This is a genomic window from Flammeovirga kamogawensis (genome assembly GCF_018736065.1).
GTDB lineage: Bacteria > Bacteroidota > Bacteroidia > Cytophagales > Flammeovirgaceae > Flammeovirga > Flammeovirga kamogawensis.
On record NZ_CP076129.1, the window covers coordinates 191,685 to 217,058 of the forward strand.

27 protein-coding genes and 1 pseudogene are annotated in these 25,374 nt (G+C 29.8%); 25 read left to right on the forward strand and 3 right to left on the reverse strand.

Translation table 11 applies throughout. The annotated features are described in order from the left end of the window. Nucleotides 1-97: 97 nt before the first annotated feature. From KM029_RS19790 to KM029_RS19890, 21 genes and pseudogenes are all read left to right on the forward strand, one after another. Complete coding sequence (locus KM029_RS19790; protein ID WP_144076584.1) at nucleotides 98-820, forward strand: SMI1/KNR4 family protein; 723 nt, start codon at nucleotides 98-100, stop codon at nucleotides 818-820. Nucleotides 821-1,383: 563 nt separating this feature from the next. Then, on the forward strand, nucleotides 1,384-2,463 hold the full coding sequence (locus KM029_RS19795) for a hypothetical protein (protein WP_144076585.1): 1,080 nt from the start codon (nucleotides 1,384-1,386) through the stop codon (nucleotides 2,461-2,463). Nucleotides 2,464-3,490: 1,027 nt separating this feature from the next. Further along, entirely contained in the window at nucleotides 3,491-4,060 is a 570-nt protein-coding gene (locus KM029_RS19800; protein WP_144076586.1) for a hypothetical protein, read from the forward strand. 107 nt (nucleotides 4,061-4,167) lie between these two features. Next, nucleotides 4,168-4,728, forward strand: coding sequence for a hypothetical protein (locus KM029_RS19805; protein ID WP_144076587.1), 561 nt, complete (start codon nucleotides 4,168-4,170; stop codon nucleotides 4,726-4,728). Next, nucleotides 4,728-5,108 carry a hypothetical protein gene (locus KM029_RS19810; protein WP_144076588.1) on the forward strand — a complete coding sequence of 127 codons (381 nt, stop codon included), beginning with the start codon at nucleotides 4,728-4,730 and terminating at the stop codon, nucleotides 5,106-5,108. The genes KM029_RS19805 and KM029_RS19810 overlap by 1 nt, the downstream gene beginning before the upstream one ends. Nucleotides 5,109-6,122: 1,014 nt before the next feature. Further along, nucleotides 6,123-6,578 carry a DUF5713 family protein gene (locus tag KM029_RS19815; RefSeq protein ID WP_215586368.1) on the forward strand — a complete coding sequence of 152 codons (456 nt, stop codon included), beginning with the start codon at nucleotides 6,123-6,125 and terminating at the stop codon, nucleotides 6,576-6,578. Nucleotides 6,579-6,777: 199 nt separating this feature from the next. Beyond that, the gene (locus tag KM029_RS19820; protein ID WP_158631222.1) at nucleotides 6,778-7,065 is read left to right on the forward strand and encodes a hypothetical protein; all 288 of its coding nucleotides are present in this window, start codon (nucleotides 6,778-6,780) and stop codon (nucleotides 7,063-7,065) included. 5 nt (nucleotides 7,066-7,070) lie between these two features. After that, complete coding sequence (locus KM029_RS19825; protein WP_144076590.1) at nucleotides 7,071-7,376, forward strand: hypothetical protein; 306 nt, start codon at nucleotides 7,071-7,073, stop codon at nucleotides 7,374-7,376. A gap of 208 nt (nucleotides 7,377-7,584) precedes the next feature. Next, complete coding sequence (locus KM029_RS19830; RefSeq protein WP_144076591.1) at nucleotides 7,585-8,223, forward strand: DUF3885 domain-containing protein; 639 nt, start codon at nucleotides 7,585-7,587, stop codon at nucleotides 8,221-8,223. Nucleotides 8,224-8,340: 117 nt separating this feature from the next. Continuing rightward, a complete protein-coding gene (locus tag KM029_RS19835) occupies nucleotides 8,341-8,961 on the forward strand; it encodes a YIP1 family protein (RefSeq protein ID WP_144076592.1) in 621 nt (206 codons plus the stop codon). Between the two features lie 581 nt (nucleotides 8,962-9,542). Further along, nucleotides 9,543-10,376: an SH3 domain-containing protein gene (locus KM029_RS19840; protein ID WP_144076593.1), complete on the forward strand. Its 834-nt coding sequence runs from the start codon at nucleotides 9,543-9,545 to the stop codon at nucleotides 10,374-10,376. Between the two features lie 88 nt (nucleotides 10,377-10,464). Then, nucleotides 10,465-10,707, forward strand: a complete 243-nt coding sequence (locus tag KM029_RS19845) for a hypothetical protein (protein ID WP_144075934.1) — start codon at nucleotides 10,465-10,467, stop codon at nucleotides 10,705-10,707. Nucleotides 10,708-10,712: 5 nt separating this feature from the next. Then, nucleotides 10,713-11,156, forward strand: a complete 444-nt coding sequence (locus KM029_RS19850) for a hypothetical protein (protein ID WP_215586369.1) — start codon at nucleotides 10,713-10,715, stop codon at nucleotides 11,154-11,156. A 116-nt stretch (nucleotides 11,157-11,272) separates the two neighbouring features. Further along, entirely contained in the window at nucleotides 11,273-11,878 is a 606-nt protein-coding gene (locus KM029_RS19855) for an NADAR family protein (protein WP_144076595.1), read from the forward strand. 142 nt (nucleotides 11,879-12,020) lie between these two features. Next, the gene (locus KM029_RS19860) at nucleotides 12,021-12,464 is read left to right on the forward strand and encodes a hypothetical protein (RefSeq protein WP_144076596.1); all 444 of its coding nucleotides are present in this window, start codon (nucleotides 12,021-12,023) and stop codon (nucleotides 12,462-12,464) included. Between the two features lie 154 nt (nucleotides 12,465-12,618). Further along, nucleotides 12,619-13,209: a hypothetical protein gene (locus tag KM029_RS19865; RefSeq protein WP_144076597.1), complete on the forward strand. Its 591-nt coding sequence runs from the start codon at nucleotides 12,619-12,621 to the stop codon at nucleotides 13,207-13,209. Between the two features lie 1,095 nt (nucleotides 13,210-14,304). Beyond that, entirely contained in the window at nucleotides 14,305-14,796 is a 492-nt protein-coding gene (locus KM029_RS19870) for a hypothetical protein (RefSeq protein WP_144075932.1), read from the forward strand. A gap of 80 nt (nucleotides 14,797-14,876) precedes the next feature. Continuing rightward, on the forward strand, nucleotides 14,877-15,386 hold the full coding sequence (locus KM029_RS19875) for a GNAT family N-acetyltransferase (RefSeq protein ID WP_144076598.1): 510 nt from the start codon (nucleotides 14,877-14,879) through the stop codon (nucleotides 15,384-15,386). A gap of 116 nt (nucleotides 15,387-15,502) precedes the next feature. Further along, nucleotides 15,503-16,107: pseudogene (locus tag KM029_RS19880) on the forward strand (NADAR family protein). A gap of 98 nt (nucleotides 16,108-16,205) precedes the next feature. After that, complete coding sequence (locus KM029_RS19885) at nucleotides 16,206-17,087, forward strand: hypothetical protein (RefSeq protein ID WP_184679443.1); 882 nt, start codon at nucleotides 16,206-16,208, stop codon at nucleotides 17,085-17,087. A gap of 107 nt (nucleotides 17,088-17,194) precedes the next feature. Further along, nucleotides 17,195-17,938, forward strand: coding sequence for an NADAR family protein (locus tag KM029_RS19890; RefSeq protein ID WP_144076599.1), 744 nt, complete (start codon nucleotides 17,195-17,197; stop codon nucleotides 17,936-17,938). 50 nt (nucleotides 17,939-17,988) lie between these two features. On the opposite strand, the gene KM029_RS19895 is transcribed toward KM029_RS19890, so the two are convergent. Then, nucleotides 17,989-19,251, reverse strand: a complete 1,263-nt coding sequence (locus KM029_RS19895; RefSeq protein ID WP_144076600.1) for an IS4 family transposase — start codon at nucleotides 19,249-19,251, stop codon at nucleotides 17,989-17,991. 166 nt (nucleotides 19,252-19,417) lie between these two features. Between KM029_RS19895 and KM029_RS19900 the strand changes: the two genes are divergently transcribed. The 4 genes from KM029_RS19900 to KM029_RS19915 all read left to right on the forward strand — a co-directional run bounded on the left by KM029_RS19900 (nucleotide 19,418) and on the right by KM029_RS19915 (nucleotide 23,251). Beyond that, nucleotides 19,418-20,380 (forward strand): gliding motility protein GldB-related protein, encoded by a 963-nt coding sequence (locus KM029_RS19900; protein ID WP_144076601.1) that lies wholly within the window; start codon nucleotides 19,418-19,420, stop codon nucleotides 20,378-20,380. Nucleotides 20,381-20,468: 88 nt separating this feature from the next. Further along, nucleotides 20,469-21,287 carry a hypothetical protein gene (locus KM029_RS19905; RefSeq protein ID WP_144076602.1) on the forward strand — a complete coding sequence of 273 codons (819 nt, stop codon included), beginning with the start codon at nucleotides 20,469-20,471 and terminating at the stop codon, nucleotides 21,285-21,287. Nucleotides 21,288-22,157: 870 nt separating this feature from the next. After that, nucleotides 22,158-22,694 (forward strand): GNAT family N-acetyltransferase, encoded by a 537-nt coding sequence (locus KM029_RS19910; protein ID WP_144076603.1) that lies wholly within the window; start codon nucleotides 22,158-22,160, stop codon nucleotides 22,692-22,694. 47 nt (nucleotides 22,695-22,741) lie between these two features. Further along, complete coding sequence (locus tag KM029_RS19915; protein ID WP_144076604.1) at nucleotides 22,742-23,251, forward strand: DUF1648 domain-containing protein; 510 nt, start codon at nucleotides 22,742-22,744, stop codon at nucleotides 23,249-23,251. Nucleotides 23,252-23,300: 49 nt separating this feature from the next. On the opposite strand, the gene proB is transcribed toward KM029_RS19915, so the two are convergent. Next, complete coding sequence (gene proB / locus KM029_RS19920) at nucleotides 23,301-24,065, reverse strand: glutamate 5-kinase (protein ID WP_205125532.1); 765 nt, start codon at nucleotides 24,063-24,065, stop codon at nucleotides 23,301-23,303. A gap of 2 nt (nucleotides 24,066-24,067) precedes the next feature. Continuing rightward, complete coding sequence (locus tag KM029_RS19925) at nucleotides 24,068-25,261, reverse strand: glutamate-5-semialdehyde dehydrogenase (protein ID WP_144076605.1); 1,194 nt, start codon at nucleotides 25,259-25,261, stop codon at nucleotides 24,068-24,070. Nucleotides 25,262-25,374 lie beyond the last annotated feature (113 nt).

Sequence of the window (25,374 nt, forward strand, 5' to 3'; positions counted from 1 at the left end):
AAGCATATAACAATAACTAAATTAGCATATCGGTCGACGCGCCCTCTACGCAATTTAGTCAACCCGTTAGGCGCAAGCAAAAACAACACGAACTGAAATGACACCAAAACAACAATTAAAATCAATCCTGTCAAATCAATATGAATCGGAAGACGAAGACTTGTATAAGGTTGAATTGTTGGACGGTATGACAGATAGCGAGATTGAAAACTTAAAAAGTCAACTTCCAAATAATATTTTACCTAATGAAATCGAAGAATTACTAAGATTCAGTAAAGGCTTTGAATTCTATGGACTTGAAGAAGTACGTTTTGATGCATTCGGTCATTTTGGGTTTGAAGAAATGTTTCCAAACTCAATCCAACTCGCAGGAGATGGATTTGGGAATTTTTCGATTTTGGACATTGACTCAAAAGGAAATTGGAATTCAGTTTACTATGTCTGTCACGACCCAGCTGTAATAGTAAAACACTCTGAAAATTTAACAGAGTTCATTAAACACGTTGACGAGTTTGGACATAAGGGTAATCAATCCAATTTGGACAGTATTCACGAAAAGACCGTAATGGACATTTGGAGTGAAAAAGTCGGAATAATGGAAAAGAATGAGAAGGACTATGACTTTGAAAACGGACAAATTGAATTGCCAGAAATGTTTTTAGTAGCAGACTTGTCCGAAAAACCAATAAAAACAGGATTTCCGTGGGGCAAATCAGGACCGAATACAAAAATCATAAGACCAACTGACGATCCGATTTGGATTGTTGAGAAACGAGTAAAACAAGGTTTTCCATCGAGACTTTTCGGTGGAAAGAAATAAAAAATGCCAGTGCCTAACAATGGCTAAAAAATCATAGCTGCCCTTCGGGACAGCAACGCTTTTTAGCCGGAACGTTAGGCATCATAATCAAGGCGAGTGCATCTGCATAATGCACGTAGGTACTAAATTTTTATTATTCAAGCACGGGTGATTCACCCGCAGAGGGCATTAGTTATTTTGTACCTCTATATTTGCAGTCGTGCGATTCGCACGGTTTAATAAAATTATAAATTGAAACAGGAGTGAAGCTATTTCAGTCAGAAGAATTAAATTAGGAGAAAGGAAATTTTTCAACACAGAATTAGTCAAAAGGCTATTTACTTTTCAAATAAGTAATGTTTAAAAAGATTGTTTTGTTTTTCAACGTTCATAAAAAATTTAGAGTTCTCTCAATTAATGATGTTCACGTTTGGTAAAACTTTTAAGCTTCAGTACTTTCAGTTTATAATTAGAAATTAAAAAAAATACGCTGCCTAACAGCAACTAAATTAGCATATCGGTCGACGCGCCCTCTACGCAATTTAGTCAACCCGTTGGGTACAATAGAAATTTAAGAACAAAAAATGAAATCTTCAATAAAGCTACTATTAATTATCTTTTTCTGGTTGATTGTGCATTTTTCGTATGGTCAAGAAAAATCAATTAATTCATTTAAATTATCTGGGGAAGTACATTTTACTAAAGGTTCACAAAAAGCATTATTACAAAACTTTAAAAACCAGATTAAAAAGAATGGGAAAACAAATTTAGTTCTTGAAATGGGGTTTGCAAACTCTTTTTTGTATACTAAATACTTAATTGATGGTAATGAATTGCCATTAAAACGTATATATGGATATTATGCTTTTGAAGGTTTTAGGTCTTTTATTAAAGAATTAAAAGTGCTTTATGATTCTTTACCTGAGAATGAAAAGTTCGTAATTATTGGTGTTGATTATGAAATCAGATATCCCTTTATACATGTAATTAGTGACATATTTAAAACCATAGAAATTATACCAAATGAGTTAGATGAAATTACTCAAAAATTTATCGATGCAGATAGGGTATTTGGATCACCAAATACAAAACCCCCACTTTCAGAATACAACTACTATAATGAAATGTATGAGAACTTTACTAAATATGAAACCTTATATAAGGAAAACCTTTCAGAAAATGATTTTAATTTACTCAGATTATTATCATTAAAAACAATAAGAAACAAAAGTGTAACAAATAGAAATAATGATCAAGAATGGGTAGCTAACTTTGATGAAATAATTGAATATTATAATATCAGAGACTTTAGTAACTTTTACGGTCAAGTGGGTGCTCGTCATCTATCAAATACACCATTTACCAAAATGATAGAATCACGTTCAAAAAAATATCAATTTGATGAATATTTATATTATAACGGTAAGAGAATTTATAATAAAGGTGATCAAAAAAATATTAATTATGGTGTTATTCAATTTTGTAGCTGGGAATTTAAATTTAGACCAATGATTACTAGAAAAAATCAGCTGAAATTTATTAAAAATGAATATTTCTCAAAATTTGAATCAATAACTAAGTATAATGAAATATTAAACATAAATGATCAAACTGTTATTATTAATTCGCAAGCTGAAAGTTATTATCCTTTACAGATAAATTAAAATATTATTTACAGTACCCAACATCAACTAAACTCCAATCACGGTTGACACAACCGCTCACGTAGTTTAGTCATCACGTTATGCTGTATAATCTAGGCGAGTGCATCTGCATAATGCACGTAGGTACTAAATTTTATTATTCAAGCACGGGTGATTCACCCGCAGAAAGTATTAGTTATTTTGTACCTCTATCTTTGCAGTCGTGCGATTCGCACGGTTTAGTAAAATTATAAATTGAAATAGGAGTGAAGTCAAATCATTGTGAAGAATTAAATTAGTAGAAAGTAAATTTTTCAACACAGAATTAGTCAAAAGGCTATTTACTTTTCAAATAATTAAAGTTTAAAAAATGGTTTTGTTTTTCAACGTCCATCATAATTTTAGAGTTCTCTCAATTAATGATGTTCACGTTTGGTAAAACTTTTAAGTATCTGTACTTTCAGTATTCAATTTAAAATTAAAAAATACACAGCATAACAATAACTAAATTAGCATATCGGTCGACGCGCCCTCTACGCAATTTAGTCAAACCGTTATGCTGTATAATCTAGGCGAGTGCATCTGCATAGTGCACGTTGGTACTAAATTTTTATTATTCAAGCACGGGTGATTCACCCGCAGAAAGTATTAGTTATTTTGTACCTCTATCTTTGCAGTCGTGCGATTCGCACGGTTTAGTAAAATTATAAATTGAAACAGGAGTGAAGTCAAATCATTGTGAAGAATTAAATTAGTAGAAAGTAAATTTTTCAACACAGAATTAGTCAAAAGGCTATTTACTTTTCAAATAATTAAAGTTTAAAAAATGGTTTTGTTTTTCAACGTCCATCATAATTTTAGAGTTCTCTCAATTAATGATGTTCACGTTTTGTAAAACTTTTAAGTATCTGTACTTTCAGTATTCAATTTAAAATTAAAAAATACACAGCATAACAATAACTAAATTAGCATATCGGTCGACGCGCCCTCTACGCAATTTAGTCAACCCGTTGTGAACTATTATGGATAAGATAGACTAAACTTAAAAATGATAAGAATTACAAAATATATATTTACTTTTTCATTTAGCGTTTTAAGTATAATTTACTTTTCGTCATTTAATCAAAGAACACTACAAAATGATAAATTTGATTTGAACGATATTTTTTTAAATGATTCAATTAAAGTCAAACTATCTTTAGATGATCTTCTGTCAAAATGTGGTCAACCAGATACAATTTATACAGACAATAGTTGGGAATGTGGTAATTATATTAATCAAAATGAATCTGTTGAGATCTATTCTTATAAAAAGACCGATTTTATTGTCTCAGAAGGGAAAGCTTTATTATATAAATACAGACCATCAGAAAGTAATTTCCATTTTGGCAACCAACATTTTAAAATTGATAGTAAATCAAATGAATCGTATTTAGAAAAAATATTTCCAAACTCATATAATTCTATGTTGGAACGATTGGATAATAATTCTGTTTCTGATCGTAAAATGAGAGTGGATTTTAAAACAAAATATGAACATACAGAACCTGCAGGATATATATTCTATTTGAAAAATAATAAAATCAAAGAAATCGTATATTGGGCATTTATCTGTTAATACAACAGTTCACAACAACAGCTAAAACTCCAAGTCTCGGGTGACGCACCCTCGCTCGTAGTTTAGCAATTTCGTTGTACGCAACCGAGGGAAACATCCTGCATTAAATGAAACTTGAAAAAAGACATATCGATTTTGAGAATTATTGCAAACAGATTATTGGATTGCAAATTGTTTCGGTTGACTATTACGAAATAGCTTATGATAAGATTAATCCTACACCGAATTACAAGACCCATTATTCAGAGATTGATTCGATTGATTTCTCAATTGTACTTCACATGACAAATGACAAAGTAGAAATATTTTGGGATGGAGAGTTTTATCAATTTGGCATCGGACTAAGGATTAATGAAAAATCTGTATTTGATGGATACCAAAGTTGGAATGTTAGCGATTCAAATTTGTGGTCGAATATTACTGGACAGAAAATCGTTGATTTAGAAATTGCCTGGGAACTTGTAAAAACTGAAGAACAAAAAACAGGAAAAAAAGAGGAATATATTTACCCACAGGACTTGACTTTAATATTTTCTAATGGTCAAAAGGTTTTTATTAGTGCGGCAGGATTTCTAAATCAAAATGACCCCGAAGTATATGGATTACTTGATAATCTGACAGTAACCACTAATGAGGATTTAGCAAGAAAAGTAAAAATGATTAGTTAATGAGTGATTCTAAAAAGGACATAGGATTTAATGATTGGGAAAAACTTTCATTTTCTGAAAAACGTGAGATTTGGAATCACTATTGGAATCCTTATGAACCAGAGATTGGCTCAAAAACAAAACGAGAACTAGTTGAGCAATTTATCAATTCGACCAAAATAATCGGACTTCAATTTGGAATAGGAAATTTTGGTTGGGGTGTTTATATGTTGTTTGTGATTGTAGAAAATTCAAGGATTAGAGTTCCTAAAAACTTCTCTGATTTACCTGTTAATAAAGGGATTGTAAAAAAATGGATTGATAAGGACAAAATTATGGTAAAATTCAATTACGGAGGGACAACAACGATTGAATTAAACGATAAGATTATAATAAAATGAATGAACGGCAGCGTACAACAATGTGTATAGTGCATAAGGGTTTCAGAGGTTTTCGAGCGGCATCACCCGCTTCAATTTCGGCTGATAACTTGATAGGTTTTGAGCCCGCAATCCCTTACGACACCATACACTCAACGTTATGCTGTATAATCTAGGCGAGTGCATCTGCATAGTACACGTTGGTACTAAATTTTTATTATTCAAGCACGGGTGATTCACCCGCAGAAAGTATTAGTTATTTTGAACCTCTATACTTGCAGTCGTGCGATTCGCACGGTTTAGTAAAATTATAAATTGAAACAGGAGTGAAGTCATATCAGTGTGAAGAATTAAATTAGGAGAAAGGAAATTTTTCAACGGCTATCATTAATTTAGAGTTCTCTCAATTAATGATGTTCACGTTAGGTAAAACTTTTAAGTATCTGTACTTTCAGTATTCAATTTAAAATTAAAAAATACACAGCATAACAATAACTAAATTAGCATATCGGTCGACGCGCCCTCTACGCAATTTAGTCAACCCGTTAGGCATCATAATCAAGGCTAGTGCATCTGCATAATGCACGTAGGTACTAAATTTTTATTATTCAAGCACGGGTGATTCACCCGCAGAGAGCATTAGTTATTTTGTACCTCTATATTTGCAGTCGTGCGATTCGCACGGTTTAATAAAATTATAAATTGAAACAGGAGTGAAGCTATTTCAGTCAGAAGAATTAAATTAGGAGAAAGGAAATTTTTCAACACAGAATTAGTCAAAAGGCTATTTACTTTTCAAATAAGTACTGTTTAAAAAGATTGTTTTGTTTTTCAACGTTCATCAAAAATTTAGAGTTCTCTCAATTAATGATGTTCACGTTTGGTAAAACTTTTAAGCTTCAGTACTTTCAGTTTATAATTAGAAATTAAAAAAAATACGCTGCCTAACATCAACTAAATTAGCATATCGGTCGACGCGCCCTCTACGCAATTTAGTCAACCCGTTAGGCATTATAAAACGAAGCAAACAAAAAGATGAAAAACTTATTAATCTTAATTGTAATAATCATTATTGGTTATTTATCATACAATATCTTCATTGGAAAACGAAAAACATATCCGAAATTTGAGATGGCAGATGTATCAAAACATATGATTAAAAATGAGAAAATGAAAAATTATAATTTTCTAGTTGACATGCGTTCTGATTCTTATTTTCCATCATTCCTAGTTGATAAATGTGAAAATGTATTAATTGAATTATGCTTGAATATTGAGAAGGAGAAGCCTCAAAACCTAAAACATTTATATAAATTAACTCATTATGCAACTGACAAAATTAATAGTCTTGAAGATGAGTTCTTTGAAAATGGTAGTGAAATTGAAACAGCTGCCCGTGAAACATTTGCAATGGATTTTGGAGAAATAGCTAAAGCATATTCTTTTGAAGAAGCTAATATTGAAGATTTAATAAGTACAAGAACTTGGTGAAAAATGCCTAACATCAGCTAATCTCCATCCATCGGGTGACACACCCGCTGGCCGTAGTTTAGCAATTTCGTTGTGGTACATTACTTAAGCAATATTCTTTCAATTATTCTCTATTAATTATATCAAACTAGTAATGAGATTAAAGATCCTATATTTCAACTTCTTATTATTCTTCATATTTACATCTTGTGAAAAGAAAATGGAATTTGATTCAGTTGTATGGAATGACAGGAGTGTTGATTGGCAAATCAATCAAGATAGAGAATTAATGGTCGAAGATTTAATAGCAACTAAACTACTAATTGGTTTACATAAAAAAGAGATTCAATCTCTTCTTGGAAAACCAGATAGTGTACTTAATAACTATTATTTTTACTTTATTTTTGAAAAGTATGAATTAGACATAGATCCAGTTTATATGTCAGAATTGGAAATAACTTTTGGTAAGAATGAGTTGGTACAAAAATATAATATTCTTAAAAAGTAATATAAATGAGATTAATTAGTGTATTTTTATTTATAATTCCTTCATTAGTATTATCTCAAACAATAAATTCTTCTTGTGAATCAAGAGTAGATACACTCACCAATTCTACATATTATTTAGATGTTGACAACCCTGCAAAAATAATAGATGGGAAGAATTCATTATTTAAAGAAATTTCAAAAAAGATAATAATTAATCAAGAATCTAAACGATTGGTATTAGATGGTGTAAAACTTATAATAACCTATCTAATAACTGAAAAAGGTGAAGTAACAGGAGTAAGATATATGAGAGGAGAAGAACAATTATAGAAAAGAAGAAATGGATTCCAGCAACTTGTAATGATAAAAATGTTACATCACTTCAGGTGTTCTCATTACAATTATGTTATAAATAACTTAAATCTATAAAAACGTACCACAACATCAGCTAAAACAGCAAGTCTCGGTCGACGCGACCTCGCTCGCAGTTTAGCATTTTCGTTGTAAGTTATTTGGAGTATCCAAAATCCTACTAGAAATGTTAAGAGAAGAACTACAATCATATTTAGATAAAGTTTATCCTAACTCGAAAATTAACCTACCAAGATCTTTTTCAAAGGAAATCCATATTAGATTCGAACTTGGAGGAGAACAGGATTTAGGTAGCCTTAAAAGGGTAAATCAAGCTGTTGATCGTTCTTTAAAACTCATAAATGATGTATTTTATAATACAGAAGAGGTAATAGTATTAATCTATGATTATAATTCTTTAAAATCCATCAATGGATATTTACATAATCAATTCACTCAAGAAGCTTTCAAAAGCTTTTACAACAATGTGGAATTAATAAATATAGAATGTTCTTCAGAAATTGAAATGAGCCCTCAAGATGAGAAAGTAAAAGCTAGAATTATAATTGGTAAATTACCTTTAAAAGAAATTAATTTTGAGAATATCCTAAAGGGTATTGCTAATTATGAAATGGGATTTGATCCGGCTGTTGAACAGAATATCTTATTTTTTAATACTGAAAAAAATATAGCTTTTGAAATGTATGACGATAGAGGTTGTTATGTTTGGAGTAATTCTGTATCTAACATTAAAGACATGTATGTGAAAAGAAATAATTGGATTGTTGAATATCATAAAACTGAAATAGAAAAACAGTTCAAATAAAATAAACAACTTACAACAAAAGCTAAAACAGCAAGTCTCGGTCGACGCGACCTCGCTCGCAGTTTAGCATTTTCGTTGGCGGTAATTATAACATCTCCAAAAAATTAACAATCTATTATGCAAATTTCATCAATACTAAAACAAGTTTGGTTCAATCCAAGAGCTGTATTTAACTCCATAGATAAGAAAAATAACTTATCTACTTTGATTATCTATTCCCTATTATTTGTTGGAGGACTCTCATATGGAATAAATAGGGCAGAAGTAAAAAGTTTTGGTGACACTCAATCATTATCTGAACTTCTACTTATGATATTTTTTATGAGTGGCTTTGGTGGTTTATTTTCATTCCAACTATTAGCATGGACTATAAATAAAGTATCTTGTAAATTTTTTAGAGGTAAAGGAACCTTTGAAATGACAAGGAAAGCATTGGTATTATCCTTAGTTCCAAGTATTCCAATATTATTTTTATTCCTGATTTCTATTTTAATATTTGGAATAGAATTTTTTCAATCAGATAGACCAACAATCTACAATAGTATGATTTTAAATATTGTTTATTGGGTATTAATTACTTTAATAACAATTCTTAGTTTATGGCGTCCATTTATATTTATTCCAGCATTATCCCAAGCACAAAAAATTTCAAATTTGAAAGCTTTTTTTTCAGTTGCAATTTCTTTTTTAATTCCTTTTTGTATTGGATTAATAATAGCTGTTTTATATCTATTATAATTACTGTTACATATAATAATAAACTACCGCCAACAATAGCTATACATCAAGTCTCGGCCGACGCGTCCTCGCTCGCTGCATAGCAATTTCGTTATGCTGTATAATCTAGGCGAGTGCATCTGCATAATGCACGTAGGTACTAAATTTTTATTATTCAAGCACGGGTGATTCACCCGCAGAGAACATTGGTTATTTTGTACCTCTATATTTGCAGTCGTGCGATTCGCACGGTTTAGTAAAATTATAAATTGAAACAGGAGTGAAGTCAAATTAGTGTGAAGAATTAAATTAGGCGAAAGTAAATTTTTCAACACAGAATTAGTCAAAAGGCAATTCACTTTTCAAATAATTAAAGTTTAGAAAATGGTTTTGTTTTTCAACGTCCATCATATTTTTAGAGTTCTCTCAATTAATGATGTTCACGTTTGGTAAAACTTTTAAGCATCTGTACTTTCAGTATTCAATTTAAAATTAAAAAATACACAGCATAACAATAACTAAATTAGCATATCGGTCGACGCGCCCTCTACGCAATTTAGTCAACCCGTTATAGCCTATTACAAATAAACTTCACTCAATTAATGAGATTATTAATAGCATATTTTTTCTTATTTCTATCAGGGAATATTTTATCTCAGAATATTGGTGTAATAAATGATAAAGATGGTTACACAAATATCAGGAAAGAGTCTACTGTAAACTCTAATATTATCGGAGTAATATTAGAAGGTCAAACTTTTCAATATTCACCCTCAGAAAATAAAAACTGGTTTAAATTAAATTTTAATCACCTAGAGGGTTTTATACATTCATCTAGAGTTTCAGATATTAAATCTTTGGGGAAAAGTTACAAATTTAATGATAATCAAATAGATAAAAACCTACCTAAATATGAGCAACCAACCATCAATTCAAATAGAAATAAAAAATTCACAAGACAAATAGAAGGTAAACCTATTACATACTTTTTAAATCATACATCTATCGATATTTATTCAAAGATGTATTATCAAGGTATTTATAAAATCTCAGATTCTGAGATAACTTTTAATCTATTAGATAGTGTTACTACAGATAATATAGATACTAGAAAATTTTATCTATTTAATTTTAGTAATATTCTTCAAGAAAGCGATGGTGCATTATCTGAGGTAATAGGTTCATATTGTTTGAATTATTTGAAAAAATGTCCACTTGAGGTTAATTTATTAAAAACAAAATTATATCGGGATAACTCTTATGAAAAGTTCATTTCTTTTTCAGCTTTTGAAATATATTTTTCTGAGAATCCTTATGAAGAATTAGATAATCTTTTTAAAGACATAATGTACAATTACTCAGAAAATGAGCAAGAGCTATTAATCATTAAAAAGGATATATTTACCATATTAAAAAAAGAACTAGAAAATAATTAAACAGGCTATAACACCAGCTAAAACTCCATGTCTCGGGTGACGCACCCTCACACGTAGTTTAGCTATCACGTTGTAGGTAATTAGAGAAATGCAGAAATTCAATTTAATATTTTTACAATCAGGTAAAACTTTAATTAGTCAAAAACAATATTCTGATTGGAAAGAAATTCAAGACGATTTTCAAGGTTATATTGCAAGTGTAGGTTTTAATTCAATTGATGAAATTAAAGAGTACATTCAGTTTGATTACAAATTAACAGAAGAAAAAGCAATTAAGGAATCGAATAAAATATTTAAATCTAATACAGATTTTGTAGAAGTTGAACTATGATTAATGTGATCGAAAATATATTCACAACGTTTCACGATGGAGGAATAACAGGCTGGGAAGGAGATTTAAAACAACTGACATTAAAAATAGAATGTCAATATCTTGGAAAAGAATTTCAAGAAGGTTTTAATTTTTTTTATCTGCTTATATACAATATTGAACATATTGAGCTAGAACCATGGATGAATCCGATCACACTCAAAAAAATCAATTGGACTGAATTAAAAGACATTTTTAAAGCAGAATTAGAAATTGGATATGCAGAAACTTTAAATGGTATTGTAAAAGTAAGCTGTAATCAACACAATACTAATTATGACTATTGTGGAGGAAACTTGCTAATAAAAGCTAAAAAAATAGAAATTAAAAATCATTTAAAACAAAAAATCACACCAACTGACTTGTTTAAAGCTAGTGAAAATTACTGGAATAAGTTTAGTAATAATTAACTACCTACAACATCAACTAAATCTGCATATCGGCCGACACGTCCGCTTCGCAGTTTAGTCAACGCGTTAACCACAATTATTATCCAGTAAGTAGCATATAGAAACAGTACAATATAATGGAAGCAAAATATTCTCTTGAATGGCTAAAAATTAAAGAGGAATCAAATACGTCAATAAAGTTTTTATTCTTTTGGGGTCATACAAAAAATCATAAAGAAGAAGTAGGAAACTTTTGTTTTAGTCAATGGTATGAAAGCTCTTTTACAATAAAAGGTATTACTTACTTGACTACCGAACATTGGATGATGGCAGAAAAAGCTAGATTATTTGGCGATGAAAAAGTGTATCAACAAATCATTAATTGTCAAAAACCTGGAGAAGCAAAAGATTTAGGTAGAAAAGTGAAAAACTTTGATGAAGAGGTATGGAAAAAGTATCGTTATGAGATTGTAAAAATTGGCAATATTTATAAATTTACTGAACATAAAAAAATGGGAGAATATCTTTTAAATACCCAATCAAGAGTATTGGTTGAAGCTAGTCCAGTAGATACAATTTGGGGTATTGGTTTAACAAAAGATAGTGACTCTTCTAGAAATGTACACCTTTGGCGAGGCTTGAATTTATTAGGCTTTGCATTAATGGAGACAAGAGATTTTCTAAAAGATAATGGATTTGAAATACCTCCGTCTTTAGATTTAACATCTTCTCTTAATTATTAAACTATTACTTAACTTTAACTGTGGTTAACATCAACTAAATTAGCATATCGGTCGACGCGCCCTCTACGCAATTTAGTCAACCCGTTGTATCGCATAAGTTCAACTCTTTTTAAGTAAGTTAACTAATAAAAAGTTTACATAATTGAATCCAATAATCATTGCAATATTATTTTTAGGAATATCAATACATTGTCATGGTCAAAAAAATGACTCTGAATGTAATGTAGAATATGACACTATTTTCAAAATGAATACTATTGTTGGTGGTTATAATAACACCCCAATAAATGGAAAAGCTTATCTAGCCAAAGAGATTATTAAAATAGTAAAGATTAATAAAGAATTAGTTAGAGAAAAAAAATATTATGATGATATTAAAATCTATTTCATTCTTCTTATTAATCATAAAGGTATAGTTGAGAGAACAATAATTCTAGAAAAGGCAAGTAAAGGAATTAATCTAATAAAAAATAAGAATGAGCTCTTAACATTTATGAAGAATGAACAATGGAAAGTTAATTCATGTAGAGAAAATAATTATCACACAACAATATTATTTCCAATTAATTTACGCTTAAGTTATTAATCTTTTTAGGAAATTATTACACATTATATTACGCAATACAACAACAGCTAAAACAGCAAGTCTCGGCCGACGCGTCCTCGCTCGCAGTTTAGCAATTTCGTTACCACACATTGGGCATAGAGTTATTAATAAGTTGATAAAGATGGGATTGATCATGAAAATAAATAAGTTAGTAACACTTTTTTTACTTTTTTTATTCTTCGGCTGTAAGTCACAACAAAATTATAAATTAAGTCAGGTTTATTTCGACCCATTTGATGGAACGATCAAAAATGGTATTCCTAAGGAAGATAGTTTAATCAATGTTAAAGACTTAAAAGTTAATGTAATTGGGATTGGTAAAGTAGCGGTTAAAGATAATAATATTACTGATTTACGGTTTGGACATTGGAAAGAATTTGATTTTGAAGGTCGTTTAATCTCAGAAGGTCATTATAAGATAGATATGCACTATGATTGTGGTATAGAGCCGAGCCTTACTTATTATTATTATCGCGTTGGAGAATGGAAATATTACAAAAAAAATGGAGAACTAGACTATGAATTAGAGTTTAAGCCATTAAATCATGTTGTTGATACAAATTGTGGAGATATAGAAATGAAATTCGGTGTAATAGATAAAATTCCAATCAAGTACTTAAATAAAGTAACGGTTGATAAAGTCTATGAACTACAAAAAATTTCATACTCTGAAATGACTTTTACTCCGCTAAATCGAAGAATTCATATAGAGTACATTTATTAGTAATCCACAAAAATTCACATATAAACGTGTGGTAACATCAGCTAAAACAGCAAGTCTCGGTCGACGCGCCCTCGCTCGCAGTTTAGCAAATTCGTTATGCTGTATAATCTAGGCGAGTGCATCTGCATAGTGCACGTTGGTACTAAATTTTTATTATTCAAGCACGGGTGACTCACCCGCAGAGAACATTAGTTGTTTTGTACCTCTATATTTGCAGTCGTGCTATTCGCACGGTTTAGTAAAATTATAAATTGAAACAGGAGTGAAGTCAAATTATTGTGAAGAATTAAATTAGGAGAAAGTAAATTTTTCAACACAGAATTAGTCAAAAGGCTATTTACTTTTCAAATAATTAAAGTTTAAAAAATGGTTTTGTTTTTCAACGACCATCATAATTTTAGAGTTCTCTCAATTAATGATGTTCACGTTTGGTAAAACTTTTAAGTATCTGTACTTTCAGTATTCAATTTATAATTAAAAAATACACAGCATAACAATAACTAAATTAGCATATCGGTCGACGCGCCCTCTACGCAATTTAGTCAACCCGTTATGCTGTATAATCTAGGCGAGTGCATCTGCATAATTCACGTAGGTACTAAATTTTTATTATTCAAGCACGGGTGATTCACCCGCAGAGAACATTAGTTATTTTGTACCTTTTTATTTGCAGTCGTGCGATTCGCACGGTTTAGTAAAATTATAAATTGAAACAGGAGTGTAGTCAAATCATTGTGAAGAATTAAATTAGTAGAAAGTAAATTTTTCAACACAGAATTAGTCAAAAGGCTATTTACTTTTCAAATAATTAAAGTTTAAAAAATGGTTTTGTTTTTCAACGTCCATCGTAATTTTAGAGTTCTCTCAATTAATGATGTTCACGTTAGGTAAAACTTTTAAGTATCTGTACTTTCAGTATTCAATTTAAAATTAAAAAATACACAGCATAACAATAACTAAATTAGCATATCGGTCGACGCGCCCTCTACGCAATTTAGTCAACCCGTTATGGAGTATTGGTATTGTTATACTCATTAAACTAATTAGTTTTAAATATAAAATTCCTATCTATATATTGTAGAATAAGTAATAATTATGAGATTTTTAGGAACACTTGTTTTTTTTATTCAAGTTTTAAATATTCAATCTTCACCTAATTTTAGTTCTGAACTTAAAAATTTAGAAGAAGAATTACAAGCCTCTACTTTTCAAATGATATTTGATGATTTTGAAGGTGGTGACTGTTCGCAAAAACTTGTTAAATATAATTCTAATAAAAATGTAATATTTAAAGAAACTATAGATTGTAATGATTATGGAGAAACAATTACATATTATTTGCCGAATTCAAAAGGTGAATTAGAGATTATCTATATTTTAAAAACTAATTGGAATATTAATTCAACTTACAGTCTTGAAAATATAAAGTATAGTTTAAAAGAAATGTCAAAAAATTATATTTCGGTTACTTCGAAAAGTCCTTCTTTAAGCATTATAAATCAAGGAAAAGTTAATACAACTGTAATTGAACTTATTGAAGTTGATAAAATAATAAATAAATATAATTCACTTAATAACACTCCATAACATCAACTAAATCTGCATATCGGCCGACACGTCCGCTTCGCAGTTTAGTCAACGCGTTATAGCCAATTAACCACAACACAATGATATTTGAAACAGATCGACTAATCATTAGACAATTGTGCAAAAGCGATCAAAGTGCTTATTTTGACATGATGGGTAACCCAAACGTCATGAATCCCATTCCCCGAGATGTCATGACCAGAGAGGAAAGTAATGAGCACTTAAATATGCTACTTGATAATGAACAGAAAACATCAGATAAAATGGTTTGGGCAATCCAGTTAAAAGCAGAAAATGAGTTCATCGGACTTTGTGCATTTCTGAAGAATAATGAAAATAATGATGAAATAGGCTATAGACTAAGAGAAAAGTACTGGGGAGTTGGATACGGTACAGAAATCACAAAAGGACTAATTGATTTTGGTTTTAAACACTTGAACACAGACTTAATCACTGCCGATGTTTATGTGGCCAATTTACGATCCGTTAAAATACTTGAGAAGTTTTTTAAAGGAGATATTGAATTCTTTAACACAGAAGATAAGTGCACCGATCGCAGATATAAATTAACCCGAAAGGAATGGCTATAACAGCAAATAAACAAAAGCGCCAAAATGATTATATTTGAGAAGGCGCCTTTGCCTATTTGCAAAACGTTAACCACAATTATTATCCAGTAAGTAGCATATAGAAACAATACAATATAATGGAAGTAAAATATTCTCTTGAATGGCTGAAAATTAAAGAGAAATCAAATACGTCAATAAAGTTTTTATTCTTTTGGGGTCATACAAAAAATCATAAAGAAGAAGTAGGAAACTTTTGTTTTAGTCAATGGTATGAAAGCTCTTTTACAATAAAAGGTATTACTTACTTGACTACCGAACATTGGATGATGGCAGAAAAAGCTAGATTATTTGGCGATGAAAAAGTGTATCAACAAATCATTAATTGTCAAAAACCTGGAGAAGCAAAAGATTTAGGTAGAAAAGTGAAAAACTTTGATGAAGAGGTATGGAAAAAGTATCGTTATGGATTGTAAAAATTGGCAATATTTATAAATTTACTGAACATAAAAAAATGGGAGAATATCTTTTAAATACCCAATCAAGAGTATTGGTTGAAGCTAGTCCTGTAGATATAATTTGGGGTATTGGTTTAACAAAAGATAGTGATTCTTCCAGAAATGTCCACCTTTGGCGAGGCTTAAATTTATTAGGCTTTGCTTTAATGGAAACAAGAGATTTTCTGAAAGATAATGGATTTGAAATACCTTCATCTTTAGATTTAACATCTTCTCTTAATTATTAAAGTATTATTTCACTTTAACTGTGGTTAACATCAACTAAATCTGCATATCGGCCGACACGTCCGCTTCGCAGTTTAGTCAACGCGTTGGCGGTAATGCGATGAGAAAGAGAATTACATTTATAATAATATGTCTATTGACATTTTGGGCAACAGAAACAATTGCGAGTCCACAAATGCCTGATTATGTCATTTATGATAATGACACTATAGCCACATACAATTTAATTCTCGAACAATATTTACAACGACTAGACTCGACTGAAACTGAACAACTATTTGGACTGACCTTTCGAGATGGTGCTTCTTTTAATTGCTGGAGAGGATATCAGGCAATTTATAAAATAGAAAATGATAGTTTGTTCTTAGCTGATATTATCAATTGTGGAGAACTAAGAAATGGACAAATTGACAAGAACCAATCAGTAATGAAAATCAAATCCATTTTTGGTAAGAAAGTTAAGAATAGTAAAGTATTTATCAATTGGTTTAACGGATTCATTAACTTTCCATTAACTAACAAAGTTTTGAGATGGGACGGGGTTTTCTTTACAATATTTGAAAAAGAAAAAGTTATTACTTTTTCAAATGGATTTGTGGAAAATGTGGAAGATTTTGACAACTATATCGATGACCCTAAAAGAATAGATAGACGTGATAAAAGTGAAATATCGAACTTCCTATTTAAGAAACTGAAAAGGGCAAAATGGAAAAATCCAGATGAATTTGACTGTTCTGAAAGTTATTTCGTAACTATTAATAAAAAAGGAATTGTATCAAAGGTTAGAATGGTTCTATCTGACGAAGAAATTGATGAATATTACGAGCCAGATGAATACAATTTTTGTATAGATAAGATAATGACAGCCTTAAAAGATTTGAAATTTGACGTTATTATGAATAAAGGAAAACCAATATCTGAAGACATTTATATCGAGATATTCATTGAGGATAATGGAAAAATTGAAAATTGGACAGACTAAAAAAAGCACATACCGCCAACAACAGCTAAAACTCCAAGTCTCGGCCGACGCGGCCTCGCTCGTAGTTTAGCAATTTCGTTGTGTGTTATTAGACTTACTACTAATCAATGATATATCCAGGAGGAACATATAGATCATCTGAGAATTTGGAAGTGTATGCTATTATTCACTTTGAAACTGCATATACTGAATATGTAAAGTTTACTTTACCGAATGGTGAACTTTTTACGATAAGTTTTTTTTCCGACCCATTAGACAATATGATTCAAGTTTGGTTAAACGAAAGTAAAAAATATGAATCGGAAATTGTTGGAAATAAGATTAACTCTGAAAAATATTCATCATATAGCTTAATTCTAAATAGAGTTGATATTATAAATAATTGTGAATCTCTAATTGATTTTAATGATGCGATTTATTTCTATTCAAGTCATGGTGAATTTGGTGAATTTTCAAACTTTTCAAATTTTGGTTTTGAGTACGAAAATAAATACTATAAAACAGTTGAGCATTTTTATCAATCGATGAAATTCGAAGATTTATCCTATGCTGAAAAAATTAGACTTTCAAATTCACCAAAAATAGCCTCAGACTTGGGGCAAAATAGAAGCTATAGTTTAAAGAAGTCTTGGGAGTTTGATAAAATAAACTACATGTATGCTGGTGTAAAATCAAAATTTGACTTTAATGAAGAACTTCAAAAGAAGTTAATTGAAACTGATGATAAATTATTAATCGAAAACTCACCATATGATAACTATTGGGGTATAGGAAAAGACGGATTGGGACAAAATCAACTTGGAACAATCTTAATGAGAGTAAGAGAAAAATATAAACAACACACAACATAAGCTATACATCAAGTCTCGGCCGACGCGTCCAATGCTCTAAACTTAAGATGTTAAATAGCCAATTTCCTATTAAAATGACACTTTCTTCGACTTCTTTTATTTTTAATTCTTTCAAAAGATCTCTCCATTTTTATTGGAACTTTTGATCGTCTGATAAGTGTCAGTGTATCGTCAATTATCTTTTTAGGAACACGTTTATACATTCTCATTTTAATGTAAAAACTTTTAAAAATACCCGTTGCTATATTTTTATTTATCTTGTATTCGTACTTGTTTTTTTGATCGTTTTTCAATGCCGTTTCAATAATTAAAACCTGATTCAAATTGGCTAAAAATATAGAAGCATAAAATTCTAATAGTACACCATTTGCTGATTTTGAAGAGAAGTTTTCTAGTTGTAAACTAGATTTGATATATCCATAATAAGTTTCAACACCCCATCTTTTATAATATAATTCTTTGAGTTCTATTATGGAGAATTCCGTGTTTGTCAAAAGATATTCTATTTCTCCACTTTTCAATTTTACTTTGACGATTCTACATGAAATATTGTCTCTGTCTTTCCTCTTAAAAATAATTGTATTATCAATCACATTTGAATTTACAAACTCGATAACTTCTTTATTTAAGGATGCTTTTGTTCGAATTAAAAACAACATTTTATTTTTTAATATAGACTCAATAATATTGATGTTTGCGTATCCTCTATCTAATATTATAACAGGTTCAACAATATGATTATCAATAAGATGTGATGAGTTTTCGATATGTTCATAAAAAAGAGATACTTCACTATGTTTATTATGTGTTATTAATGCATCTAAAGCTAAATCATTATTCAAGTCATATAAAACAGAAGCTCTTGCAAGTGGCATTCCAGCCCCATTTTGATTTTTAGTTCTAATGAATATTTCCCCTAATTCATTACTATCTGGTAGTTGAATCATACTTCCATCAACAGCAAGTAATTGGTATTTATTTTTATAAAACGTGTTTCTTTTTTTTTCATAATAAAAGTCTAAAATTTCTTGATTTAGGAATTGAAATACAGCAGGATTAATTTTTAATTTAGCCTTACTAAATGCCTGAGGAGAACATATTTTTAAGGTACCGTTACTCGAGAAAAATTGAACTAGTTCAACCATAGTTGTTTTTGTAACTCTACCTATTAAAATGAAAATTATATCGACAAAACTAATCACTCTATTCCGTGTAAAATCTTTTGCTTCTACCTTAAAATTATTGAGTACTTGATCTGATTTAATTAAAGTGTTCAGATAGTTTATAAATTGGGATATTGTTCTATTTTTCATTTCAGTCTTAAAAATTATATTAGTATAATTGTAAAGAGAGGAGAAACATTGAAATCGTTGAAAAATGAAATGTTAAATCCTTAAGTTTAGAGCATTAGCCGACACGTCCTAGCTCGCAGTTTGGCAATTTCGTAGTAAAACATAAAACTAAACCGTAATACAAACTTTGAAGAAACTATTATATTCCATATTACTTTTATCATTTATTTCTCTGAATACATTTTCAAAAAATTCAAAAGATCCCAACGTATCTAAGGTCTACGTAAATGATATTCAAAACTTTTATTTAGCATTTGACGAAGCATTAAAAGATACACTAAATGCAAAACACATTTTTAAAGAATTATATTTCAATAAAGGTTCAAAGGGACTAAAAGATTTTTATAAAACAAAAATTAAGAGTGTAGATAAGTTTTCTAAGTTCGTACTTAAACACAAAGAATTTTATTTATCTATAAGATCAGATCTAACAAACCTTGATGATTTGAAAAAAGAAATAAAAACCTATTTTTTAGAATTCAAATCTTTATATCCTAATGCTACTTTTCCAGATATTTATTTTGTTATTGGAAGGTTTAGCTCTAACGGAACAATATCTAAAAATGGAATAATAATAGGCACTGAGATTCTTTGCAAGACACCAAATTCAAATACAAAAAATTGGAATAAAGACATTTTGAGAATAAGTATGTTAAGAAAGCATATTCCTGTTACAGTAATTCATGAATTAATTCATTTTAATCAGAAACACATGAAAAAGGGGAATACAATTTTAGTAAATAGTATGCGTGAGGGATCTGCTGAATTTATTGCCGAATTAATTTGTGGAGAAACGGATGAAGATTACTCATCTTTTATAGGCAAGGAAGTAGAAGTTTGGAATGATTTCAAAAATCAAAAAGATGAGAAAAGTACTTGGATTTCTTGGAATTCATGGGTAAGAAAAAGTGAATCCAGACCGCGAAATGCCGGTTATTGGTCTGGTTACTTACTGTGCAAATCATATTATGAACAGAATGAATTTGAAAAGCAAAAAGTCATTGATGATATTTTAAATATAAAAAATTATGATGACTTCTATTTTAGAAGTAAAATAGAAGAGTACATTAAAGTCAACTACTCTAATTAATTTACGTTTTACAACATTAGCTAAAACAGCAAGTCTCGGCCGATACGTCCTCTCTCGCTGTTTAGTCAACCCGTTATGGAGAATTAGTATGAAGACTAAAATTCAAATCTTTATTGCCTTTACAATCTTCTGTAGTTGTGAAATAAATAACAGAAATAAATCGGATGAATTTACAGCTAGCTACATAATAGAAAGCTATTACCATCCCGATAAATACATCTCAACTAAATATTACGATTCATGTAATAATTTACTCAAAGTAGTCACGAGAGACGGTATGTGTTTTCAATACATATACAATAAGACGAATCAACTAACTGAAATTGTAAGCGGTAGAAACTGCTCTAACGGAAGAAGATCAATATTCATATATGATTCAGCAGGTAATCACTTGGGTAACTATGAAGCAATGGATTCAGTCATCAATTTAGACACAATAGCTTTTGAACAGACTAAATTCTATAACCAATTGAATCAACTGATTCAAGAAAAAGTATCAGAACGAAAAGCGATGGAAGGAGATGTAGTACAAACGTGGAATTTTTATAAGTATGACAGCACATTAAAAACATCCTTGGTAGTTAAACAGAACGAGATTACAGCTTGGCACGGTATCTACAAATATGATTCAACTGGCAATATTATCGAATTAAGAAAGACACGGAACAAGCAAAAAGAAATTGAGACATACACTTATAACAAATTGGGTCAGCTCATTGAGAAGGAAGTAAAGAACAATGAAAAGTTGGAAACTCCTATGGGCGTTTTTGATATTCCAGTTAGACGAACAACTTATAAATATGACTCAGCAAATTTCATGTACGAAGAAGTGATCTATGATGATGGAAAATTCATATTGAGCAAAATATTTAAGAAATTGCCTTTTACAGTTAAAAAATCTCCATAACATCAACTAAACTCCAATCACTGTTGACGCAACCGCTCACGTAGTTTAGTCATCACATTAGCTTGAATTATACTAATCATACATCAATAATCTACCATATGCATTATATAGCTTTTAGATTTTATACTTTCATTCTTAAATATCAAAAGTTTAAACAACCTGAATCAACTAATAGATTTAAAATTGCTACTATACCATTATCATTTACTATTATTATCAATTTGATAACTGTTAAATTTTTACTTATTAAGTTTAATTTTAAGATTCCTATAATAACAAATGAACTAATACTAATTTCTATAATGTTAGCAATAATTATTATTGTTCATTTTACTATTTCAAAAAGAAAAAACTTTCTTAGTAAGTATAGAAAAAATATGATTGGTGATTTTTTGTCTTGTTATATTTAAATGTAGTATTTATAAGTTATCCATTATTGAATAATTTCATACCATCAAAAACAATAAAAGTTGAAATTAACAATGGAAAACTGATAAAGACAATTATGCTAAATGATGAAATTGTAGAAACAGATACAAGTGAGATAAAAACCTTAAAATAGGATAAGTAAAATAAAAACAAGCTGACATTAACTAATCTCCATCCACTGTTCGAAAGACCCAATGCTCTAAACTTAAAATGAAAAGCTATCAATTCACGAATACCTAAACAAACTGCATAAAACAATTAAATCAAAAAATATTGTTGAACAGTTTAAAGTTAACACTGAAGATTTTACAAGAAATAGTGCTCTCGAATTTGTCATTATTATTATACTTTTTCTAGAAAGAATTAGCAAGACGATGAGTTGATTCTTATGAAAAATAGAAGTTGAAGATTATTAACTTAGTAGTATTAAATAAAATCTAAATGAAAACAAGCGTAAGAGAATTAATTTCAAGTGATATTTCGTTAATCGCAGATTACTGGCTTAAATCTGATCATACGTATTTAACTTCTTTAGGAGTTGACATATCTAAGTTACCTAGACGTAAAGATTTAGTTGACATGATAGAAAATCAGTTAGTTCTATCTTATAAAGAAAAGAAAAATTATGCTTTAATATGGGAAATTGACGGGGAGGCAATTGGACATTCTAATATAAATTCAATTAAATATGGGCATTCAGCAAATATGCATTTACATATCTGGAAAACTGATTTAAGAAGAAAAGGAGCAGGGGTAGAATTAGTAGAAAAAAGCCTTCCTTTTTATTTCAACAATTTTGATTTAGACGTTTTAAATTGTTCTCCTTCTGCTGAAAATGATGCACCAAATAAGACATTAGAAAAGATTGGTTTTACTTTTATAAAAAAACATATCACTATACCGGGATCACTTAATTTTAAACAAGAGGTTAACCATTGGGAAATAAGAAAAAATGATTTTTTAAAATTAACAATTTAGTGTTAATAAACGTATATTATGGTAAGACGTAATTAAATTGAGAAATCATGAATACAGGTATAAAGAATCAACCAAAAGCACACATTACACTTGATCTATATGATAGAATTATTGAAATAATAGGTTTACTATCTCTTATAGTTTTGTTTGCCCTGCCCGTTTATTATTATAGTGTATTACCCGACGAAATACCGAGACATTTTAATGGTTTAGGAGAAGTAAATGCGTATTCAAGTAAAAAAGTAATTTGGATTTTACCTTTTTTAGGTACTCTTTTATATGTAGGGTTATTCTTTATGAATAAGGTACCTCATATATTTAATTACCCTATTAAAGTAACGCAAGAAAACTACAAGAATTTATATAAATACGCGACAAAACAAATTAGAGTATTGAATACAGAAGTTATACTCATCTTTTTATATATAACTTATACTATAATACAGATAGGATTAGGTATAAAAATTGGAATGTCACTATATTTTTTACCAATAGTATTGGTGTTAATTATTGCAACGTCAGTTTATTATTACTTTAAAATGACAAAAATTAAATAAGAAATTATAAACAGAAAAGGTGAAACTTTTAAGCTTCACCTTTTCTGTTTTAGGGTTTAAATTTTGTAAACCTTATACTGCCTTCTAAACTTCTTTGAATAAAATTTGTCCGCCCTCCATTAACAAGGTAAACTTCAATATTTTCATCAAAACATATCTTTGCAGCACTAATTTTAGATGTCATGCCACCGGTTCCTAATCCGTTTTCACGTTCTTCAATATATTGTTTAATATCTTCAAGATTGTTTACTTCTGGAATTAATTCTGCATCATCATGTATGTTAGGATTCTTTGTAAATAATCCTTCAATATCAGAAGCAATAATTAGCTTATCAGCTTTTAATAACGATGCAACTAGAGCAGATAATTTATCATTATCACCTAAAATAAGCTCTTCAACGGCAACTGTATCATTTTCATTAAAAATAGGAATAAAACCGTGTGTTAATAACTCATTAACAGTATTTAAAGTATTTTCTTTCGATTCTTTATTATCAAAATCTTTATACGTCATTAAACACTGAGCAACTTTAAGATCAAAATCTCCAAAAACTTCTGCATAAATTTGTAAAAGTTTAGGCTGCCCAATTGCTGATAATGCTTGTTTGGAATGCACCATATTGTGCTTCATCCCATTTACATTGATAAACTGTTTTGCAGTTGCAACAGCACCAGAAGAAACTAAGATGATATCATATGTATCTCTTAAGTTTAAAATCTGTCTACCTATGTTTTCAATTTTACCTCTTGATATCATACTGGTACCAGCAGTAAGTGTTGAGGTGCCAATTTTAACTACAATTCTTGGTTTCATGATTAATTTCTTGTTTGTCCATCTCCAGAGATAAACCATTTGTTCGATACCAATTGTGCCAAACCAACAGGACCTCTAAAGTGAAGTTTTTGCGTACTAATAGCAATCTCGGCTCCAAAGCCAAACTGACCGCCATCTGTAAATCTAGAAGAAGCGTTATGGTAAACTGCAGCACAATCTACTTGGTATTGGAACTTTGTAGCAGTGTCTTTATTTGTTGTTACAATAACAGCAGAGTGTCCACCAGCATATTTATTAATCGTTGCAATAGCTTCGTCTAAAGAATCAACTTCAGCAAATAATATTTTCTCAGATAAAAATTCTTGTGGCATTAAATCTTCTACATTACAAGCTTTTATTTTTTTATCTAATGCAATAACATTTTTATCACCGTGTATATCAAGGCCGATTGCTTCTGCTCTTGTTACAAGGTTACTTAGCTTAGATGCTAACTCAGGAATATTTTTATTGAACAATACTTTATCAATTGCATTACACACACTCAAACGGCTTTTACCATTTAGAATAATGTCAATCGCCATTTCAAAATCAGTATTTTCATCTACATAAACAAAGTTATTTCCACGTCCACTAATCATTAATGGAACAGAAGTAGTTTGTTTTATATAATTGATTAAACCTTCACCACCTCTAGGAATAATAAGGTCTAAATTATGAGTGTTTTCTGCTAAAAGTTTTTGAGTAGTGGCTCTATCAATATCAAGATACTCTACATAATCTGTAGCTACTCCATTTTGTGCTAAAGCTTTTTGCCATAACGCTACCAATACTAAATTAGATTGGCGAGCCTCTTTACCACCTTTAAGAAGAATTTTATTTCCAGATTTGAATGCACTAACAGCAGCTTCGATTGTTACGTCGGGTCTAGATTCATAGATAATTAAAATCTTACCAAAAGGCACAACACGGTTTTCTACTTTCATTCCGTTAGGATGATCGTAAGCACTTAAAACCTGTCCTTCAGGATCTTCTAAACCGATCACTTCATTTACAGAAGCCACCATACCTTTTACTTTTTTCTCGTCTACTTTCAAACGATCAACTAGAGTGGGGTCTAGGTCACCTGCTTTTTCTAGGTCTTTTTGATTTGCCGCAATAATTTCTGCAGATTCATCTGCAATAAGTAATGCTAAATCTTTAAGAACATCGTTCTTCTTTTTTGTTGAAAGCATCATATATATATAAAGTTATAGACTGTTAGTAATTAACCGGCAATATACAATGCTATTCATTAATATGATTATTTAATGATGTGTTTTTTGTAAAATAGAATCCTATTTATTGAAAA

What these genes read in the sequence shown, in the direction of transcription:
- KM029_RS19830 (WP_144076591.1), top strand. Translation starts at nt 7,585, where the DNA reads ATGTTAAGAGAAGAACTACAATCATATTTAGATAAAGTTTATCCTAAC.
- KM029_RS19820 (WP_158631222.1), top strand. Translation starts at nt 6,778, where the DNA reads ATGGAATTTGATTCAGTTGTATGGAATGACAGGAGTGTTGATTGGCAA.
- KM029_RS19875 (WP_144076598.1), top strand. Translation starts at nt 14,877, where the DNA reads ATGATATTTGAAACAGATCGACTAATCATTAGACAATTGTGCAAAAGC.
- KM029_RS19925 (WP_144076605.1), bottom strand. Translation starts at nt 25,261, where the DNA reads ATGATGCTTTCAACAAAAAAGAAGAACGATGTTCTTAAAGATTTAGCA.
- KM029_RS19825 (WP_144076590.1), top strand. Translation starts at nt 7,071, where the DNA reads ATGAGATTAATTAGTGTATTTTTATTTATAATTCCTTCATTAGTATTA.
- KM029_RS19815 (WP_215586368.1), top strand. Translation starts at nt 6,123, where the DNA reads ATGAAAAACTTATTAATCTTAATTGTAATAATCATTATTGGTTATTTA.
- KM029_RS19870 (WP_144075932.1), top strand. Translation starts at nt 14,305, where the DNA reads ATGAGATTTTTAGGAACACTTGTTTTTTTTATTCAAGTTTTAAATATT.
- KM029_RS19790 (WP_144076584.1), top strand. Translation starts at nt 98, where the DNA reads ATGACACCAAAACAACAATTAAAATCAATCCTGTCAAATCAATATGAA.
- KM029_RS19800 (WP_144076586.1), top strand. Translation starts at nt 3,491, where the DNA reads ATGATAAGAATTACAAAATATATATTTACTTTTTCATTTAGCGTTTTA.
- KM029_RS19840 (WP_144076593.1), top strand. Translation starts at nt 9,543, where the DNA reads ATGAGATTATTAATAGCATATTTTTTCTTATTTCTATCAGGGAATATT.
- KM029_RS19795 (WP_144076585.1), top strand. Translation starts at nt 1,384, where the DNA reads ATGAAATCTTCAATAAAGCTACTATTAATTATCTTTTTCTGGTTGATT.
- KM029_RS19835 (WP_144076592.1), top strand. Translation starts at nt 8,341, where the DNA reads ATGCAAATTTCATCAATACTAAAACAAGTTTGGTTCAATCCAAGAGCT.
- KM029_RS19865 (WP_144076597.1), top strand. Translation starts at nt 12,619, where the DNA reads ATGAAAATAAATAAGTTAGTAACACTTTTTTTACTTTTTTTATTCTTC.
- KM029_RS19855 (WP_144076595.1), top strand. Translation starts at nt 11,273, where the DNA reads ATGGAAGCAAAATATTCTCTTGAATGGCTAAAAATTAAAGAGGAATCA.
- proB (WP_205125532.1), bottom strand. Translation starts at nt 24,065, where the DNA reads ATGAAACCAAGAATTGTAGTTAAAATTGGCACCTCAACACTTACTGCT.
- KM029_RS19885 (WP_184679443.1), top strand. Translation starts at nt 16,206, where the DNA reads ATGAGAAAGAGAATTACATTTATAATAATATGTCTATTGACATTTTGG.
- KM029_RS19905 (WP_144076602.1), top strand. Translation starts at nt 20,469, where the DNA reads ATGAAGACTAAAATTCAAATCTTTATTGCCTTTACAATCTTCTGTAGT.
- KM029_RS19915 (WP_144076604.1), top strand. Translation starts at nt 22,742, where the DNA reads ATGAATACAGGTATAAAGAATCAACCAAAAGCACACATTACACTTGAT.
- KM029_RS19910 (WP_144076603.1), top strand. Translation starts at nt 22,158, where the DNA reads ATGAAAACAAGCGTAAGAGAATTAATTTCAAGTGATATTTCGTTAATC.
- KM029_RS19845 (WP_144075934.1), top strand. Translation starts at nt 10,465, where the DNA reads ATGCAGAAATTCAATTTAATATTTTTACAATCAGGTAAAACTTTAATT.
- KM029_RS19805 (WP_144076587.1), top strand. Translation starts at nt 4,168, where the DNA reads ATGAAACTTGAAAAAAGACATATCGATTTTGAGAATTATTGCAAACAG.
- KM029_RS19810 (WP_144076588.1), top strand. Translation starts at nt 4,728, where the DNA reads ATGAGTGATTCTAAAAAGGACATAGGATTTAATGATTGGGAAAAACTT.
- KM029_RS19890 (WP_144076599.1), top strand. Translation starts at nt 17,195, where the DNA reads ATGATATATCCAGGAGGAACATATAGATCATCTGAGAATTTGGAAGTG.
- KM029_RS19895 (WP_144076600.1), bottom strand. Translation starts at nt 19,251, where the DNA reads ATGAAAAATAGAACAATATCCCAATTTATAAACTATCTGAACACTTTA.